Raw genomic sequence first — 13,465 nt, forward strand, 5'->3', positions numbered from 1 at the left:
CTATGCCGCCGGCAGTGTGATCTCGAAGCGCGTGCCGCGCTCGGAGTCAACCAGCCGGATCATGCCATCATGCGCTTTCAGGAGGGCCAGCACGATACCGAGCCCCATGCCTGTGCCGCCGGTCGAGCGCCGCGTGGTGAAGAACGGCTCGAAGATGCGCGCCCGGTTGCTCGGCGAAATGCCGGCGCCGTCATCGCCGACCAGCAGCGTGGCCTTGCCGCCGGAGCTCGCCGCCGTAATCGAAACCAGCGTCGCGCCATGCCTGACGGAATTGTCGATGAGATTGGCCAGCACGATCGCCGCGTTCTCGGCCGAGATGCGTAAGGCGAGATCGCCGCCCGCCTCGATGCGGACCGCCAGCCTGGTGTCGGCGGGCAGCAGGGCCAGCGCGGCACCGATCGAGGTGCTTTCGCCGCTCGGTGCGAGATTTTCGGCCTTGGCCAGATCGAGCAGCCGCCGCACCAGCAGATTGAGTCGTCCGGCGTCGGTGACGATGTTGTTGGAGAAGCGCCGCCGCTCCTCATCATCCATCGTGCTGCCGGAATCGCGCAGCAATTCGGCCGCGCCCTGGATCGCCGTCAGCGGCGATTTGAGCTCGTGCGAGACATGGGTGGCGAAAGTCTGGATGCTATCCGATCGCGCCTGCAGCTTTTCCGCCATGTCGAGGAAGGCGGCGGACAGCTCGGCCATTTCATAGGTGCCGTGATGGTCGAGCGGCCGGATCGCGTCACGTTCGCCGGCGGCGATGCGTTGCGTGCGGTCGATCAGCGCATAGATCGGCCGGCTGACGGTGCGCAGGAACACCAGGCCGATCAGCAGCGTGCCGCCGAGGATGGCGATCGCCGCCAGGGTCACCTTGCCGCGTTCGCCATAGAGATGCTTGATGATGTTGTTGGGCGTCCGCGAGACATAGACCACGCCGACGACCCGGCCATCGACGACCACCGGCAGGGCGACGAAGACCCGTACCTTGGTGCCGCGGCTGACCGAATAGAGCGGTGGCGTCGGCTGGTCGGGAATGCGCAGCCTGAGCGCACTGGCATAATGGCCGGCAAGTGCCGTGCGCACCTCATCGACCTCGCCAAGCGACTGCCCGACCTCGCCACGTCCGGCAATGACGACACCTGTGGGATCAAGCAGCCGGAAGCCGGCCAGCGTGGTTTTCTGCGTCGCGTCGAGAATGCCCGACAGGCGCACGCCGATCGCGGCGAAGGCCGGATCGGCGGTAGCGGCGACCGCCGCCGGCCGGGTCGGAAGCACAGTGTCCGAAGCGAGATCGAGGCGCGGCTCGATCGGCCGGTACGGTCCATCGGGATTGGCGGCGCGGCTGGCACTGCCATTGGCCTGCGGCATCGGCGCGCCAAGTTTTTCCGGAGGAATGTGGGCGTCGCGCACGTCCTGCGCATAGATGGCGGCGATGGCCGCGCCTTGCGCGATCAGCTCCGCCTCGGTCTGGCGGATCAGCTGGTTCTCGTAGAGGCGGAAGAAGAACAGGCCGACCAAAGGCAGCGCCATCACCATGATCAGGATGGCGACGACGACCGTGGCAAGCCTTGGCCGCCATTTGCGGCCGATCCATTTGCTGGACGTGCTCAGCCGCATCGGCCGAGCCGGAAGCCGACGCCATGCACGGTCTCGATGGCGTCCACGCAGCCGACCGCCGCCAGCTTGGCGCGGATGTTGCGGATATGGCTGTCGACGGTGCGGTCGGCGACATGGATCTTGCCGGCATAGGCGTTTGCCATCACCGCGTCACGGTCGAGCACATGCGCCGGCCGCGCCAGAAACCCCTTCAGGATGGAGAACTCTATCCCTGTCAGGGCAAGCGGCGTGCCGTCGAAGGCGGCGGCGTGGCTGGCCGGCGCCAGAGTGAGCTTGCCATGTGAAAACTGCCGGTCGTCGGCCGCTTCGGGCGCCGCCGGGCGGGCGCGGCGCAGGATGACGTTGACGCGGGCGACCAGCTCGCGCGGACTGAACGGCTTCGTCACATAGTCGTCGCCACCCATTTCGAGCCCGAGGATGCGGTCGATCTCCTCGTCGCGCGCGGACAAGAACAGCACCGGCACGTCCGATGTGTGGCGCAGCCGCCGGCAGACCTCCAGCCCGTCCATCTCCGGCATGCCGATGTCGAGCACAACGAGGTCGGGCGCACGGCGTCCGATTTCCTGCAATGCGGCGGCGCCATCGGCCACCCCAAGCGTCTTCATGCCGGCCTTTTCCAGCGCGAAGCAGATCACCTCGCGGATATGCGGGTCATCGTCGGCGACGAGGATGTGATGCGGCATCGGTCAGCGGCCCGGCAAGGAAGGTTGCGAAGGCTGAGGAAGCACGAGCGACCCCCTGCTGTCGAGATAGCCAAGCAGGCGCCAGTCGCGAAAGCTCCAGGCCCGCCAGTTTGCCTGGACGGTTCGGTACCAACCCTCGTCGATGCCACGCAGTCTCACAAGTTCGCGTGTGGCGCCGGCGTCGGGGGTCTTGCCCTGACGATCGAAGAAACGATCGAGCGCCGGAAACGCGCCCGGGCCGAGCGAGCGCAGGTACCAGGCGTCGAGGGGAATACCCTGGCCGGTCATTTCGAGGGAATGGTCGACATTGTAATTGGCGATCGTCGCGGCGAAATTGATGAAACAGCAGGCATAAAGCGTCAGAGATAACGTCAGAAGATTGGCGGAGGAGAGCCATTCATTGGATTTTCCGAGCGCGATGCGGGCGACGATCAGCGCAAGCCCTGCCGCCACCAGCCCCATCCAGACAAAAGCGGCGATGCGCCAGTAGGTCAGCGCATAGATGCCGACATAGAGGTCGAGCCGCAGGATCGACGAGATGACCAGCATGATGTTCTGCGCCACCCAGGCATAGACCAGCCGGCGGATGAGCGGATCTTTGGACGTTTCATTGCCGGGCCGCAGCGCCGCCAGCACAAAGCCGGCGGCGAGCAGCGCGGTAACAATCAGGGGATAGGCGCCGCGATGCGCATAGGCGGCGTAGCTCAAGCCATCGGGAAGGGCGACCCCGCCCCACAGATAGGTGGCATCCAGCCCGGTCTGAAGCGCAAACAGCACGTTGAAGACGATCAGCGCGCGCAGGATGGCGGCCTTGCCGAACACGATGTCCTCGATGACGTGCCTTTGCGCATGGATCGCTGGTCGGGCAGCGGCAAGGGGTGGCCGGGAGATGCGCCGCGAAAAACGCGGCAGGCGCGGCCGCAGAAACGCCCAGACGCCGGCGAGCGCGAACAGCCAGAAGGCGATCCGCGCCAGCTGGATGAGATCGAGCAGTTTTAGAAGATCGATCAGCGACAGCCAGTAGTCGATGACCGGATTGGCGGCGCCGAACAGCGCCAGGAAGACGGCGCCCAGCGTCAGCGGCATCACCCAGACCGTGATCGCCGCCAGCCGCACGCGTCGCCCGCCCAACCGGCGCGCCGTCTTGCGCCAGCGGATGAAATCGCGAACGAACCGCAGCGGCGCCACCAGCAGGAACAGCGCGATCTGGCCGGCAATGCACGCCATGCCGTGCCGCAGCCGGCCGCTGAGCGAAAGCGCGAAGACGACCAGCGCCGCAAGCGCGATCGAGACGGACAGAGGGCTGACATTTTCGGCGAGCGGCAGCAGCGCGACAAGCAAGGCGGCGGGCTTGAGCCAGACCCTGATGTCGCTGAAGGCCGTGGGATGCACGGCCACCACGGCAGCGGCCATCAGGATGGCGAACAGGAACACCGTGATGCCGGCGGGCTGGCCGTAGAACAGGAAATCCGCCAGCACGACCAGCAGCACGGCAACACCGAAGCGGCTGCAATAGCTCGGCGCGGCAGAAAAAAACGCTGTCACGACCTGACCCTCCCGATGGCGTCCAGCCGGACGGTCTGCGGACACTTGCGGGCGAAAGGGATGAGAATCGCCATGGGATTGGCGCGTGGCGGATCGACCAGCCACCAGCCTTCGCTGCGCAGGCGCTGTGGCAGGGACCAACGGGGTTTTGCTCGCTTGTGCATGCCGCCTGTTTCGCAGGCCGACAGGGAGGTGGCAGGGCGGATCCGAGGAGCTTTTCCGCAGGCCTGTGCAGTTTTCGTGCAGGGTGCGAGCCAGTTTTCATGCGGGCTTGGACGGCTTGCCTCGACCGAACCCAGGCGGCATAGATCGGATATGACCGAATCCTACCGTCCGCGCCGCTCGGTGCTCTATGTCCCGGCCTCCAACGACAAGGCGCTGGCCAAGATCGCGCTTCTGTCCTGCGACGCAATCATCATCGATCTCGAGGACGCCGTCGCGCCGGCCGACAAGATTGCCGCCCGCGAAAAGCTGCCCGCGATCTTCGCCAGCCGCCCGGCTGCCAATCATCTCGGCAACCGCTGCGAGATGGTGGTGCGCGTCAATGCGCTGGCCAGCGAATGGGGCGCCGACGACCTCTTGGCCGTGGCGAAAGTCGAGCCCGACGGCATCCTGCTGTCCAAGGTCGCCACGCCGCGCGACATCCTCGAAGTCGGCGACGTACTCGACGACAATTTTGCCTCCGATAGCGTGAAACTCTGGGCGATGATCGAGACGCCCAAGGCGCTGCTCAACATCGGCGCCATGGCCGAACTGGGCCGCGATCCAGCCTCTCGGCTCAACTGTTTCGTTGCCGGAACGAATGATCTGGCCAAGGACACCGGTGTGCTGGTGACGCCGGACCGGCGCTACCTCGTGCCATGGCTGATGCAGATGGTGCTGGCCGCGCGCGCCGGCGGCCTCGACATGCTCGACGGCGTTGCCAATGATTTTCGCGACCTCGACGCCTTTGCCCGTGAGTGCGCGGAGGGGGCCGCCATGGGCTTCGACGGCAAGACGCTGATCCATCCGGCCCAGATCGACGCGGCGAACCGCGCCTTCGCGCCCTCGCCGGAGGCGGTTGCCGAGGCGCGCCTGATAAAGGACGCCTTTTCACGTGGCGAGAATACTGGCAAAGGCGTGATCGCGCTGAACGGCAAGATGGTCGAGCGGCTGCATCTGGCACAGGCCGAAAAACTGCTGGCGAAGGCGGCCGCCATCGGCGCATGATATAGCCCCATGCTCGCGGGCTATGGGCACTTACGACAGGACTTGGGACATGAAACTCTACCGCTTTCTCACCGGCCCGGACGACGCCAGCTTCTGCCACAAGGTGACGGCGGCGCTGAACAAGGGCTGGCATCTGTTCGGCTCGCCGACCTATGCCTATGACAAGAAAGCCAAGACCATGCGCTGCGGCCAGGCGGTGGTGAAGGATGTCGACGGCCAGGAATATGGGCCGGATACCAAGCTCAGCGACTGGTAGCTGCCAGCTACCTTCCTCTCTTCGTCATCCTAGGGCGAAGCAAGGAGCGAAGCGACGCGGCGCAGACCCTAGGATCCATGCCGTGACGTTGGTCATAGAATGCGGCGGATCAGAACGGCGCTTGTGCGCGCATCGACGCTGGCTACGCTAGGACTATGACCGGTTATGTCTACATGACGGCGAGCCAGAAGCGCGGCACGATCTACATCGGCGTCACCAACGATCTTGGCCGTCGCGTGCCGGAGCACAAGGCTGGACAGGGCTCAAATTTCACCAGTCGCTACGGCGTGCAACGCCTCGTCTGGTACGAAGAGCATTTCGATATCACCGATGCGATCCAGCGCGAAAAGTCGCTGAAACGTTGGCCACGCCTATGGAAGATCGAGCTGATCGAAAAAGCCAATCCTGAGTGGTTCGAACTCTTTCGCGGAACTGGGTGGTGAGCGTTTGCACCGTCGCAACGCACCACAGTCACGGCATGGATCCTAGGGTCTGCGCCGCGTCGCTTCGCTCCTTGCTTCGCCCTAGGATGACGAAGTGTGGGCTCTATTCAGCTGCCTCTTCGATCTTCTCCATATCATCATCCGACAGGCCGAAATGATGGCCGATCTCGTGGATCAGCACATGGGTGACGATGTCGCCCAGCGTCTCCTCGTTTTCGGCCCAGTAGTCGAGCATGGCGCGGCGGTAGAGCGTGATGCGGTTAGGGCCTTCGCCGGTCTGCGGGTTCCAGCGCTCGGCGATGCCGCGGCCCTCGAACAGGCCGAGCAGGTCGAACGGCGTCTCCAGCGACAGATCGTCCATGATCTCGTCGGTCGGAAACTCGGCGATCTGGATGACGATTTCGCCGGTCAGCTTGCGAAAATCCTCCGGCAGATGGGCGTAGGCCTCCAGCGCCAGGAACTCCATCTCCTCCATCGAGGGCGCGAGTTCGCCATGCCAGGTGCGGGTCTTGTAGATGCGGGCCATGCTTTGTCCTTTGACCGGCATATAGGCTTTCGCACCGGTCGAGGCAAACGATGCGGCCCATACGTCCATGCCACGCAGGGTTCGCAGGAATAAATTCCTTATGACTCTGCTTGACTCTTCGGACCGCCTCTGGAATCTATAGGAACATAACAGGAACAACTCTGAGTGGACACTGACCGTCATGGCGATATCAGCCGTGGCGCGGGAGACTGTTTTTGCCCTGCGCCGCCAGATCGCGAAGATCGAGGGAACGCTGCCCGAGCGCCTGCAGGCGCCGGCTGGCGCGCCGCTTGATGCCGACGCCAGCCCCGATCTCACAATCGTCCGGCGCGGTCTTGCCGCGGCCTTGCCGGATGCCTTCCTGCCGATCGGCATCGAACCCCTCGATGCCGCCCTGAGCGGCGGCCTGCCGAAAGCGGCCCTCAGCGAAATCCATGGCCTGGAAACCCGCGATGCCGGAGCCGTCGCCGGCTTTGCCCTGTCGCTCGCCAGCCTGATCCTCAAGCAGGCGCAAGGGCTGCCGGTGTTGTGGATCGGCACCACGGAAATCTTCCGCGAGGCGGGCTTTCCCTATGCCAGGGGGCTGCAATCCTCCTTCGGCATCGGGCCTGAGCAATTGCTGTTTTCCGAGGCGCCGAAACTCGTCGATGCGTTGTGGGTCGCCGAGGAAGCGGCGCGGATGACGGCGCTCGCCGCCGTCATCCTGGAAATCCGCGGCAATCCGCAGCGGCTCGACCTGACCGCGACGCGGCGGCTGCATGCGCGGGCGCAAAGTGCCGGCCGCCCCGTATTCCTGCTGCGGCAGGCGGCCGAGCCCGAACCGACGGCGGCGCCCGTCCGCCTCATCGTCTCGCCGGCGCCGGCCGTGCCGCGCGAGACCGTCGCCGGGCCGCTCGCCGGATCGATCGGCCGCCCGGCCTTCGCCATCAGCATCGGCAAGAGCCGCACGGCCCTGCCTGGACAATTCACACTGGAGTGGAACCCCGATGAACGCGTATTCGACGAAAGAAGGGGCGAGGAAGGCCGGGCAAAGAATCCTGTCCCTGTGGTTTCCCTATTTGGCGGCCGAAAGGATCCTGCGGCAGCGTCTGGGGCGGTCCTGGCGTTCCCGGCCCCAAGATCATCCGACGCCATCTCATCCGCCACTGGTGATCAGCCACCGCCAGGGCAACGCGCAGCGCATCTCAGCCCTCGACGAGCGGGCTGAGGCGCTGCACCTGAAGCGCGACATGGGCATTGCCGACGCGCGCGCCATGCATCCCTCGATCGACATTGTCGAGGCCGATCCGGAGGCAGACCGGCGCCTGCTCGAAGCCCTTGCCGACTGGTGCGACCGCTACACCCCGCTGGTGGCGCTGGACGGGGCGGACGGCCTGTTTCTCGACGTCACCGGCTGCACCCATCTGTTCGGTGGCGAACGCGCCATGCTGGACGACATCCTGTGGCGCTTCCTGCATCAGGGGTTCGATGTCCGCGCCGGCCTTGCCCCGACGCCGGGCGCGGCCTGGGCGGCGGCCCGCTTTTGCGGCGACCGCATCGTCGATGGAGGCGAGGAGGAAGCGCTGCTGGCGCCTCTGCCGCTCGCAGCACTGCGCATCGCGCCGGAAACCCGTGCCAGCCTGGAAAGTGTCGGCCTGCGCACGGCGGGCGCAGTCATGGCCGCCCCGCGCGCGCCGCTTGCCCGCCGCTTCGGCGCCACCTTGCTGCTGCGCCTCGACCAGGCGCTTGGCCGTCTCGACGAGGCGGTGTCGCCGCGCCTTCCCGTCGCGCCGCTTTCGGTCGAGCGGCATCTCGCCGAGCCCGTCACGCTCACCGAGGACATCGAACGGCTGGTCGGCCTGCTGGCGACGACGTTGAAGACCGATCTCGAGCGCCGCGGCGAGGGCGCCCGGACGCTGGCGCTGCTGCTCTTTCGTGTCGACGGCGCCGTCAGCCGCATCGCGCTCGGCACCTCGCGGCCGATGCGCGACCCCCGGCTGATCCAGAAACTGTTCCATGAAAGGCTGGCCGCCCTCGAGCAGGACATCGATGCCGGCTACGGCTTCGATCTGGTGCGGCTTTCGGTGCTGGCGGCCGCGGCCTTCGACATGGCGCAGGCCGATCTGACGGGCGAGGTGACCGACGACGGCGCCGACATCGCGCTGTTCGCCGACCGCATCCGCGCCCGGCTCGGCGAGGGCGCCGTGCTGCAGCCGGTCGCGGTTGAAAGCCATCTGCCGGAGCGTGCCGTCGCCATCGTCCCCTTCAGCGAAGCGCCGCGCCGGACCACGCCGCCGAAGAGACCGGACAGGGTGCAGGCGCCCACAACCATCTTTCCGCCGGAACGGCCGATCCGGCTGTTCCGCGCGCCCGAACCCATCGAGGTGCCGGCCACCGAAATGCCGGAGGGTCCGCCGTTGCATTTCCGTTGGCGGCGCGCGCTCTATCGCGTCACCCGCGCCGAGGGTCCCGAACGCATCGCCGCCGAATGGTGGCGCCAGGCGCCAGGCGACGCGGCGGCCTCGACACGCGACTATTTCCGCATCGAGGATGCCGACGGCCGCCGCTACTGGCTCTACCGGCAAGGGCTTTACGGCGGCTCGCAAGCCGCGCCGCGCTGGTTCATGCACGGGGTCTTCGCATGAACGCGCTGACCGTCATTCCCTATGCCGAGTTCGGCATCCAGTCGAATTTCTCCTTCCTGCGCGGCGCCTCCAAGCCGGAGGAGCTGGTGGTCGCGGCCAAGCTCATGGGTTTCTCGGCGATCGGCCTCGCCGACCGCAACACGGTGGCCGGCGTGGTGCGCGCCTGGCAGCAGGCCAAGGTCGAAAAGCTTGCCTATCACCCTGGCTGCCGGCTGGTTTTCGGCGACGGCACGCCCGACATTCTCGCCTATCCCAGGAACCGGGCAGGCTGGGGGCATCTGTGCCGCATGCTCACCCAGGCCAATCTGCGCGACGAGACCGAAAAGGGCGCCACCCTTCTCCAGCGCGACGACCTGCTCGAATGGGGGGATTTGATGTCGCTGGCGGTCCTGCCCGACCTGGCGGCGGGCGCTGAAGACAGTCTTGCCTTGCTTGGCCAGATCAAGGACCGTTTCGGCAGGGCCCTGCGGCTTGGCGTCTCGCCCTGTTATGCCGGCTATGACCGTTTCCGGATCGAGCAGGCGGCGGCGTTGGCCCAGGTTGCCGGCATCCCGCTGATGGCGACCAACGATGTCCTCTACCACACCGCCGAACGCCGCCCGCTGCAGGACGTGCTGACCGCCATCCGTCTCAACACACCCGTCGCCGAGGTTGGGCTGGAACTCAGCGCCAATGCCGAACGCCATCTGAAGCCGCCGCTGGAAATGGCCCGCCTGTTCCGCAGGCATCCGCAGGCGCTGGCCGAGACGCTGCGGTTTGCGGAAGAGCTGACCTTCTCGCTCAGCGACCTCCAGTACAATTACCCCGACGAGCCGACGGAATCCGGCCTCGGGCCGCAGGCAGAGCTGGAAAGACTGGCGCGGGAGGGGGCTGCGAGGCGCTATCCCTCGGGCGTGCCTCACTCGGTGATCAAGCGCATCGAGGAAGAGCTCGCCCTGATCGAGCGCCTCAACTACGCCCGCTACTTCCTGACGGTTTACGACATCGTCAAATACGCCCGCAGCCAGGACATTCTCTGCCAGGGACGCGGCTCGGCCGCCAATTCGATCGTCTGTTTCTGCATCGGCATCACCGAAGTCGGGCCCGACCGGATCGACACGCTGTTCGAGCGCTTCATTTCCGAGGAGAGGAACGAACCGCCCGACATCGATGTCGACTTCGAGCATGAGAAGCGCGAGACCGTCATCCAGTACATCTACGAGAAATACAGTTCCAAGCGCACGGCGCTCGCCGCCGCCGTCATCAGCTATCGCGGCCGTTCGGCGCTGCGCGAAGTGTCGAAGGCTATGGGCCTGTCGGAGGATGTCCGGGCGTCCCTGTCAGGCTCGATCTGGGGCTGGTCGACCTCCGAGGTCGGCGAGAAGGAAGCCCGCGCCGGCGGCCTTGACCGGAGCGACCCGACATCGCGTCATGTGATGGAACGGGCCAACGAGATCATGGGCTTCCCCCGCCACCTCTCCCAGCATGTCGGCGGCTTCGTCATCACCAAGGACCGGCTCGACGAGATCGTCCCCATCGTCAAGACGGCGATGGACGAGCGCAAGATGGTCGAGTGGGACAAGGACGATCTCGACGCGGTGAAGATCCTGAAAGTGGATGTGCTGGCGCTCGGCATGCTGACCTGCCTGCAGCGCGCCTTCATTCTGCTTACGGACCACTATCCAAAAGCCCGGGATCCCTATGGCCAACCCTATGTGCTCGCGAGCCTGCCGCCGGAAGACAAGCGCGTCTACGACATGATCGGCCGCGCCGACACGCTCGGCGTCTTCCAGATCGAATCGCGCGCCCAGATGTCGATGCTGCCAAGGCTCAAACCAAAGGATTTCTATGACCTTGTCATCGAGGTGGCGATCGTGCGGCCGGGCCCGATCCAGGGCGATATGGTGCACCCCTATCTGCGCCGCCGGCAAGGCAAGGAAAAACCCGAATATCAGAAGCCGGAGCTCGAGGCGATTCTCAGCAAGACGCTTGGCGTGCCGCTGTTCCAGGAACAGGCGATGAAGATCGCCATCGTCGCCGGCGGCTTCAGGCCGGGCGAGGCCGACGAACTGCGCCGCGCCATGGCCACCTTCAAGCGCACCGGCACCATCGGCAATTACCGCCAGCGCATGATCGACGGCATGGTCGGCAAGGGCTACACCAAGGACTTCGCCGAGCGCTGCTTCAAGCAGATCGAGGGTTTTGGCGAATACGGCTTTCCCGAAAGCCACGCGGCCTCCTTCGCCTTGCTCGTCTATGCCTCCTGCTGGTTCAAGACCTTCTATCCCGACGTGTTCTGCGCCGCGATCCTGAATTCGCAGCCGATGGGGTTCTACCAGCCGGCGCAGCTGGTGCGCGACGCGCGCGACCATGGCGTCGACATCCGCGAGGTCGACGTCAATTGTTCCGCCTGGGACTGCACCCTGGAAAAAGTGCCGTTCGATCCGGCCCGTATCCTGCCGCGCCATGCCGATATGCGTGGTGTCATCGAGACGAACCATGCCGTGCGGCTCGGCTTCCGGCAGATCAAGGGTCTTTCCAAGGAACGCATGGAGGATTTCGCAAAGCGGCGGGGTTCAGGTTACGAAACCGTCCGTGACGTCTGGCTGCGCTCCGGCCTCGATGTCGACGAGATCGAGAGGCTGGCGCAGGCCGATGCCTTTCGTTCGATCGGCCTCGACCGCCGTGCCGCATTGTGGGAAGTGCGCGCGCTGGGCGCCAAGAGTGCGGCCGAAAAGCTGCCGCTGTTCGACCAGCCGGCGTTGCGCCTGCGCGAACTGGAGCCGGAGACGAAGCTGCCGAAAATGCCGCTCGGCGAGCATGTCATCCACGACTACCGCTCGCTCGGCCTGTCGCTGAAGGCGCATCCCGTCGCCTTCCTGCGCGAGCGCCTCGACCGCGCCGGCGTCACCCCCAATGCCAACCTGCCATCCCAGCGCGACGGCAGGCGGGTTTCGGTCGCCGGCCTCGTGCTGGTGCGCCAGCGCCCCGGCAAGGGCAATGCGATCTTCCTGACGCTGGAGGACGACAAGGCGGTCGCCAACGTCATCTTCTGGGAGCGGACCTTTACCCGCTTCCGGCCCATCGTCATGGGCGCGCGGTTCGTCAAGGTCAGCGGGAAATTGCAGTCGGAATCCGGCGTGATCCATATCGTCGCCGAAAAGATCGAGGATCTGACGCCCTGGCTGACCGTGCTCCTGGAGAAGGTCAGCGGAGCCGGAGCGCCGGGGCCCCAACCGATGGGGTATGCCAAAGAGGTAGGCTCGGATCGCCGCAGCCGGCCCGAGATTGGGAACGCGCCGGCAAGGCAGGACCTCGCAACGCTGTCGGAAGAGGCGGAACAGGTCATGCCCAAGGGGCGCAATTTTCAGTAGGCGCGGCCCTTGTCTTCGTCATCTGAAGAGACGCTGTGATCCTTGGCGCCCCCCTCTGTCCTGCCGGACATCTCCCCCACGAGGGGGGAGATTGGCAGCTTCGATCTCGACGCCTCTCTTAACTCGCAATGCTGAAAATTCGCGAAGGCCGAGGTGACAGCCGATCTCCCCCCTTGTGGGGGAGATGCCCGGCAGGGCAGAGGGGGGCGCTGTCCCGCCGGCCTCTCAAACTTCTACGCCCAGCTGCTTCGCGGCTGCTCTCCTTGGGAGAACAAACGATGGACGGCTATGCAGTTCAGGCCGGCCCGCTCAGCCTCGGCGGCGGCGCCAGCACATCTTCCGCCGACAGCGTCCGCGCCTCGGAGGGCAGCATGATCGGGATGCCGTCGCGCACAGGATAGGCGAGCTTGGCGACCCGCGAGATCAGTTCGCCGCGCTCTGGATCCCAGGCCAGCGGCCCCTTGGTCAGCGGGCAGGCCAAAAGCTCCAGCAGCTTGGGATCGACATCGATCTTCTTTCCGTCACGCCCATCCGCCGCCATCGGTTCCTCTTACTGTAGGCTCGAGCCAAAATCCTCATTCTCCCGTGCCAGCGCCATTTCGGTGATGGCGATCAGCGTCTCGGCCCGCGTCTTCAGGTCGGCGGCTTCGAGCAGCGCCTGTTTCTCGGCCGGACCGTAGGGCGCCATCATCGACAGCGCGTTGACCAGCATGGCATTTTCGGCGCGGCTGACGCTTTCCCAATCGGCCTCGAGATCGTTGGCCTGCAGATAGGCGCGAAACGCCTTGAGCAATGCCGGCCGGTCGATCTCGTTCGCCGCCGGATCATCATCGAGATCGGCGAGGAAGGGCGCGGGCTTTGCCTGGCGAAACGGCGTCTTGACCGTCAGTTCATGGGCGATGCGGAAGCGGAACACACCCTGCAGCGAAATCAGGTAACGGCCGTCGCCGGTTTCGGAGAAGGCGATGATACGGCCGGCGCAGCCGACATTGCAGAGTTCCGGCTCGCCATCCTCGCGCAGCGCGCCGTCCAGACGGGGCTGGATGACGCCGATCAGCCGCGAACCGGCAACCGCTTCGTCCACCATCTGCAGATAGCGCGGCTCGAAGATGTTGAGCGGCATGCGGCCGCCCGGCAGCAAAAGCGCGCCCTCGAGCGGAAAGATCGGGATCGTCGACGGCAGATCCTTGGCCAGCCGGTAATGCGCGTTTCCCGCTTGCACCA

12 protein-coding genes are annotated in these 13,465 nt (G+C 65.7%); 6 read left to right on the plus strand and 6 right to left on the minus strand.

What is annotated here, in order from left to right:
- The 3 genes from MAFF_RS18230 to MAFF_RS18240 are packed head-to-tail and all read right to left on the minus strand — an operon-like array spanning nt 1 to nt 3,830.
- Nucleotides 1-1,602, minus strand: a complete 1,602-nt coding sequence (locus MAFF_RS18230) for a HAMP domain-containing sensor histidine kinase (protein ID WP_044548495.1) — start codon at nt 1,600-1,602, stop codon at nt 1-3.
- A complete protein-coding gene (locus MAFF_RS18235) occupies nt 1,593-2,285 on the minus strand; it encodes a response regulator transcription factor (RefSeq protein ID WP_010912419.1) in 693 nt (230 codons plus the stop codon). The genes MAFF_RS18230 and MAFF_RS18235 overlap by 10 nt, the downstream gene beginning before the upstream one ends.
- A gap of 3 nt (nt 2,286-2,288) precedes the next feature.
- Nucleotides 2,289-3,830: a DUF4153 domain-containing protein gene (locus MAFF_RS18240; RefSeq protein WP_044548496.1), complete on the minus strand. Its 1,542-nt coding sequence runs from the start codon at nt 3,828-3,830 to the stop codon at nt 2,289-2,291.
- 315 nt (nt 3,831-4,145) lie between these two features.
- Between MAFF_RS18240 and MAFF_RS18245 the strand changes: the two genes are divergently transcribed.
- The 3 genes from MAFF_RS18245 (at nt 4,146) to MAFF_RS18255 (ending at nt 5,738) form a co-directional block, all read left to right on the plus strand.
- The gene (locus MAFF_RS18245) at nt 4,146-5,039 is read left to right on the plus strand and encodes an HpcH/HpaI aldolase/citrate lyase family protein (RefSeq protein ID WP_010912422.1); all 894 of its coding nucleotides are present in this window, start codon (nt 4,146-4,148) and stop codon (nt 5,037-5,039) included.
- A gap of 49 nt (nt 5,040-5,088) precedes the next feature.
- The gene (locus MAFF_RS18250; RefSeq protein ID WP_027047555.1) at nt 5,089-5,295 is read left to right on the plus strand and encodes a DUF1737 domain-containing protein; all 207 of its coding nucleotides are present in this window, start codon (nt 5,089-5,091) and stop codon (nt 5,293-5,295) included.
- A 155-nt stretch (nt 5,296-5,450) separates the two neighbouring features.
- Nucleotides 5,451-5,738, plus strand: coding sequence for a GIY-YIG nuclease family protein (locus tag MAFF_RS18255; protein ID WP_010912424.1), 288 nt, complete (start codon nt 5,451-5,453; stop codon nt 5,736-5,738).
- A 103-nt stretch (nt 5,739-5,841) separates the two neighbouring features.
- Here MAFF_RS18255 and MAFF_RS18260 read toward each other — a convergent pair whose 3' ends face one another.
- The gene (locus MAFF_RS18260) at nt 5,842-6,264 is read right to left on the minus strand and encodes a metallopeptidase family protein (RefSeq protein WP_032932314.1); all 423 of its coding nucleotides are present in this window, start codon (nt 6,262-6,264) and stop codon (nt 5,842-5,844) included.
- Nucleotides 6,265-6,445: 181 nt separating this feature from the next.
- Here MAFF_RS18260 and MAFF_RS40650 point away from each other — a divergent pair, with 181 nt between their 5' ends.
- From MAFF_RS40650 to MAFF_RS18275, 3 genes are read left to right on the plus strand one after another with little or no spacing between them, the layout of a single operon-like run.
- Nucleotides 6,446-7,471, plus strand: a complete 1,026-nt coding sequence (locus tag MAFF_RS40650; RefSeq protein ID WP_010912426.1) for an ImuA family protein — start codon at nt 6,446-6,448, stop codon at nt 7,469-7,471.
- Nucleotides 7,413-8,888, plus strand: coding sequence for a DUF6504 family protein (locus MAFF_RS18270; RefSeq protein WP_044548497.1), 1,476 nt, complete (start codon nt 7,413-7,415; stop codon nt 8,886-8,888). The genes MAFF_RS40650 and MAFF_RS18270 overlap by 59 nt, the downstream gene beginning before the upstream one ends.
- Nucleotides 8,885-12,241 carry an error-prone DNA polymerase gene (locus MAFF_RS18275; protein ID WP_010912428.1) on the plus strand — a complete coding sequence of 1,119 codons (3,357 nt, stop codon included), beginning with the start codon at nt 8,885-8,887 and terminating at the stop codon, nt 12,239-12,241. The genes MAFF_RS18270 and MAFF_RS18275 overlap by 4 nt, the downstream gene beginning before the upstream one ends.
- 295 nt (nt 12,242-12,536) lie before the next feature.
- On the opposite strand, the gene MAFF_RS18280 is transcribed toward MAFF_RS18275, so the two are convergent.
- Entirely contained in the window at nt 12,537-12,782 is a 246-nt protein-coding gene (locus MAFF_RS18280) for a Trm112 family protein (protein ID WP_010912429.1), read from the minus strand.
- 9 nt (nt 12,783-12,791) lie between these two features.
- Entirely contained in the window at nt 12,792-13,463 is a 672-nt protein-coding gene (locus MAFF_RS18285) for an LON peptidase substrate-binding domain-containing protein (RefSeq protein ID WP_027047556.1), read from the minus strand.
- Between the last annotated feature and the right edge of the window lie 2 nt (nt 13,464-13,465).

The sequence above is a fragment of the Mesorhizobium japonicum MAFF 303099 genome (assembly GCF_000009625.1).
In the GTDB taxonomy this organism is placed as follows: domain Bacteria; phylum Pseudomonadota; class Alphaproteobacteria; order Rhizobiales; family Rhizobiaceae; genus Mesorhizobium; species Mesorhizobium japonicum.